The 4,450-nt window shown below is 72.8% G+C and carries 3 protein-coding genes; 1 reads left to right on the top strand and 2 read right to left on the bottom strand.

Features of this window, described 5'->3' with window-relative positions; all coding sequences use genetic code 11:
- Positions 1-354 precede the first annotated feature (354 nt).
- Positions 355-1,197 carry a patatin-like phospholipase family protein gene (locus DZF91_RS27800; protein ID WP_235834616.1) on the top strand — a complete coding sequence of 281 codons (843 nt, stop codon included), beginning with the start codon at positions 355-357 and terminating at the stop codon, positions 1,195-1,197.
- Positions 1,198-1,275: 78 nt separating this feature from the next.
- On the opposite strand, the gene DZF91_RS27795 is transcribed toward DZF91_RS27800, so the two are convergent.
- Both DZF91_RS27795 and DZF91_RS27790 read right to left on the bottom strand, forming a co-directional pair.
- The gene (locus tag DZF91_RS27795) at positions 1,276-2,721 is read right to left on the bottom strand and encodes a pyridoxal-dependent decarboxylase (protein ID WP_235834615.1); all 1,446 of its coding nucleotides are present in this window, start codon (positions 2,719-2,721) and stop codon (positions 1,276-1,278) included.
- A gap of 166 nt (positions 2,722-2,887) precedes the next feature.
- Positions 2,888-4,096 carry a lipase family protein gene (locus tag DZF91_RS27790; RefSeq protein WP_235834614.1) on the bottom strand — a complete coding sequence of 403 codons (1,209 nt, stop codon included), beginning with the start codon at positions 4,094-4,096 and terminating at the stop codon, positions 2,888-2,890.
- Positions 4,097-4,450 lie beyond the last annotated feature (354 nt).

Raw genomic sequence — 4,450 nt, 5'->3', positions numbered from 1 at the left:
TATCAGTTCCGTCCGGCTTGTCAATTTCCGGCCGATTCTGATTCCGCACTTCCCGCCCGCTTTCGCGGCCGTTCCGTGCGGCTTCCGCTATTTCACCAGATCCGCACCGATTCGCAAAATCGAGCCTTTCTGGCATGCCACAGCACGCAGGGCATGACTGAACGCCATGTCCTGTGGTTCGTGAAGGGTTCCCCCGGCCGGCCGCCGCGTGTCCGCGCGTCCTGCATCCCGTGGGGACAAGGAGCAAACTTACATGCCCTCGCGAGCGGATGTCAAACGCGGTCGGCCCGGAATTTTCCCGCGAGGCCCTGCGCTCGGATGATCACGGCTTCCGATGGTCTTCAGGAGGAGAGCTTGACAGAGCGAACGGCACTGGTGCTGGGCGGCGGCGGCGTCGCGGGCATCGCCTGGGAGGCGGGCGTGCTCGCGGGGTTGGCCGAGGCCGGCATGGACGTCCTGGGCGCCGATCTCCTCGTGGGGACGTCGGCCGGGTCGTCGGTGGCGGCCCAGGTGGCAGCCGGGCTCACCCCGGCCGAGCTGTACGCGCGGCAGACCGATCCCGCGCTGCAGAACCGCGAGCTGGTCCCGCGGGGCGTCTCCGTCGAGCGGGTGTGGGAGGAGATCACGCGGATCCTGGCGGAGAACTCCGATCCCGAGGTGGTCCGCCGGGAGATCGGGGCGTTCGCGCTGGCCGCCGAGACCGTTTCCGAGGAGGAGCGGTACGCGGTCATCGAGGGAAGGCTTCCGGTGCACGAGTGGCCGGAGCGTCCTCTGCTGGTGCCGGCGGTGGACACCGCCACGGGCGAGCCGGTGGTCTGGACGAAGGACTCGGGTGTTCCCCTGGTGGACGCGGTCGCCTCGAGCTGCGCCGTCCCCGGCGTCTGGCCGCCCGTGACGATCGGGGACGCCCGGTACACCGACGGCGGGATCCGGACGATGGTGAACGCGGACCTGGCGGCGGGTTGCGAGCGCGTCCTGATCGTGGCGCCTATGTCCGACCCGGCGCTGGACGAGCAGGTCGCGGCGCTCCGGGAGGCGGGGGCCTCGGTGGAGGTGATCGTGGCGGACGAGGCGTCCGTCGCGGCGTTCGGCGCCGACCCGCTCTCCCCCGACACGCGCGTTCCGTCCGCCGAGGCGGGGAAGGCGCAGGGCGTGGCCGCCGCCGCGGGGATCGCCGAGCGCTGGTCGGGCGTCTGACCGGACCTCGGACACGCGCCGCCACGGGTGCTCCGTGAGACGGGCCGCCGCCCCGGCCGGGTGGCGGCCCGTCGTCGTTCAGCCGGTGGCCCCGGCCGCGATCTCCTCGCGGATGCGTTCCCAGGCGGCGAGGACGTGGCGGCTGTCGGTGGTGGGGGCGCCGATCGCCACCCGCAGCAGGACGTGCCCGTGGACCTTGGTGTGGCTGAGGAGGAGGTCCCCGGACGCGTTGAGCCGCTGCAGCACGCCGAGCGTGGCGGCGTTGGCCTCTTCGGTGGTCAGGCCGTCCCAGAGCGGACGGAAGCAGACCAGTCCGAACGGGTGGTCGGGACGGGCCTCGAAGCGGGGGTCGGCGTCGATGAGCGCGGCGAGTTCGTCCGCGAGGCGCGCTCCGGTGCGGATGTGGTCGCGCAGTCCCTCGGCGCCGTACCAGCGGATGACCGACCAGAGTTTCAGGGCGCGGAAGCGGCGGCCGAGCGGGATCTGCCAGTCGCGGTAGTCGATGACCTCGCCGGACGTGGTCGCCTGGTTGCGCAGGTACTCGGGGAGGATCGACAGGGCGCCCAGCATGGGGGCGCGGTCGGCCATCCAGAGCAGGGTGCAGTCGAAGTTGGTGAGCAGCCACTTGTGGGGGTTGGTGGAGTAGGACGCGGCGTACTCGGCGAGGCCGTCGTTCACCCAGCGGAACTCGGGGCAGACGGCGGCGACTCCGGCGTAGGCGGCGTCCACGTGCAGCCAGACGTCGTGGCGGCGGCAGACCTCTCCGATCGCGGGGACGGGGTCGACGGCCGTGGTGGAGGTGGTGCCGACGGTCGCGCAGACCATCGCGGGGGTCGCTCCGGCGGCGACGTCCTCGCTGATCAGGGCGTCGAGGTGGGCCGGGTCCATCGCGAGGGTGACGGGGTCGACGTCCACGACGCGGACGTTGTTCGCGCCGACCCCGGCGACGCGCGCCGCCTTCTCCAGGGACGAGTGGGTCTGCGAGCTGATGTAGAGGGTGTAGCGGCGGTCGATGCCGTCGCGTCCGGGCGCTCCGCCGCCCGCGCGGTGCAGTGCGGACAGCAGCGCGACCAGGCAGGCGCTGGACGCCGAGTCCTGGATGACGCCGTTGCCGCGGAACTTGGCGGGGAGGTCGAGCAGTTCGGCCGTCCAGTCGGCGACGCGGGTCTCCAGCTCGGTGGCGGCGGGGCTGGTGGCCCACATCATCCCCTGGACGCCGAGGCCCGAGGACAGCAGGTCGCCAAGGATGGCGGGGCCGCTGGCGTTGGACGGGAAGTAGCCGAAGAAGGCGGGGTGCTGCCAGTGGGTGACGCCCGGCATGACGTCCCGTTCGAGGTCGGCGAGCAGGCCGTCGAAGCCCTCGCCCTTCTCCGGCGGATGCTCGGGGAGCGCGGCCAGCACGTCGCCCGGCTCGGCCCGCGACATCACGGGGCGGGACGCGATCGACTCGTGGTAGTCGGCGATCCAGTCGATGACCTGCTTGCCGTGCCGGCGGAACTCCTCCGGCGTCATGTGGCCTGCCACCACACCTCCTCGTTCGGGATGGCGTACGAGGGGCGGCGTGCGGCGCGGGAGGCCGGGCACCGCCCGCCCGCCGGTCCGCGGCAGGCGGTTCCGGCGGGCGCTGGCAGCTTAGGCGCGCGACCTCCCGCGACTCCAGTGATCTTGGACGGGCCTCGGGGGCGGGAGGTCAGCAGTTGCCGGTGACGGGCCTGCCCTGGAAGCGGTCGTTGAGGAAGGCGGTCATGTCGGGGAACGCCTGGGTCAGTCCGAGGGCGTGCTCGGCGAGCGGGTAGGTCCGCCAGGTCAGGTTCGTCCCGGCGTCGCACCAGGTGCGGTGCAGGGTGTCCGCCTGGGCGAGCGGGACGAGTTCGTCGGCCGCGGCGTGGGCCTGGAAGACCGGCATGGGCGGCTTGGTCCCGCCCAGCTTGTTCTCGGCGAAGCGGGCGAGCCAGGTGGGCGAGTTCAGCGGGTTGGTGGTCGTGAAGTCGGTGATGTGGCGGAAGGCCGTGCCGATGATGGCGCCGACGCCGTCCACGCTGGCCAGGCAGACGTCCTTGTTGTCCGCGAGGAGCTTGCGTCCGGCGTCGTTGAGGTAGTTCTCCAGCTTCAGCTCGGGGTAGGCGGTGTCGAACCCGACGGCGGACAGGAACGCCAGGCCCATTCCGGCGCTGCCGTCCAGGAACTTGCCGACCGCGACGAGGTCGGCGGGCACGCCGCCCGCGCTGACGCCCTTGATGCGCAGCTCGGGCGCGTAGGTGGGGGCGAGCTGGGCGGCCCAGCCGACCGATCCGCCGCCCTGGGAGTAGCCCTGCAGGCCGACGGGGGTGGTGGCGCCGAGGCCGGAGGACGGGAGGCGCTCGGCGGCGCGGGCCATGTCGAGGACGGCGCGTCCCTCGGACTGCCCCACCGTGTAGGTGTGGATTCCCGGGGTGCCGAGCCCCTCCATGTCGGTGACGGCCACGGCCCAGCCCCTGAGCAGCAGGCCGTTGATGAACGCCTGCTCGTAGTCGAGCCCCCGGGAGAGCGTGTAGGACGGGGCGCACTCGTCGCCCAGGCCGCGCGTCCCGACGCCGTAGGAGACCAGCGGACGGGAGCCTCCGCCGAGCCACGGCGTCCTCGGCACCAGGACGGTTCCGGAGACGGCGACGGCCTGGCCGGTGGCGTTCACCGACCGGTAGAGCACCTGGGTGGACGAGACGCCGAGCAGCGGCGGGTAGCTCGCCGTGCGCGAGCGGATGACGTCGCCGGGGCGTCCGGCGGGAAGCGGGTTCGGGGGCTGGTAGAAGGCGTCGTTCTGGGGCGGGATCGAGTCCGCCCGCGCCGTCCCTGCGGGGAGCGCGGCCGTGACGGCGGCGAGGGCCGCCGACACCACGGCCAGCACGCGTGGGATTCTCACCTGGACCTCCTCGGGTCCGCCGGACGGCCGGGGTACCGTCCGGCGTCTGCCCCGAAATGTGACATCCGGCATCAGCGAGGCATAGAGCGCCGAGAGAGGAAAAACGGCCGGGTCCTGTCAGCTGGCTGACAAGACCCGGCCGCATCTGCCGTCGCACCTGCCGTCCGCCGGAGCGGTCGGACTCAGCTCGCGGTCACGACGCTGAGGACGTGGCCGGGTTCGCGGTGGCGGTGGTGGCGGGCTTCGCTCCGGGCTTCGCCGCGGGCTTCGTGCCGGACTGCTCGGTGGTCTCCTCGGCGGGCTCGCCGGCCGGTCCCCCGGCGGGGCCGGCCGTGGGCGGCCCCGCGGCCTCGG

The organism is Actinomadura logoneensis (assembly GCF_003428695.1).
In the GTDB taxonomy this organism is placed as follows: Bacteria; Actinomycetota; Actinomycetes; order Streptosporangiales; family Streptosporangiaceae; genus Spirillospora; species Spirillospora logoneensis.
Note: the sequence above shows the minus strand (reverse complement) of the source record. Positions and strands in the feature narration are given on the sequence as shown.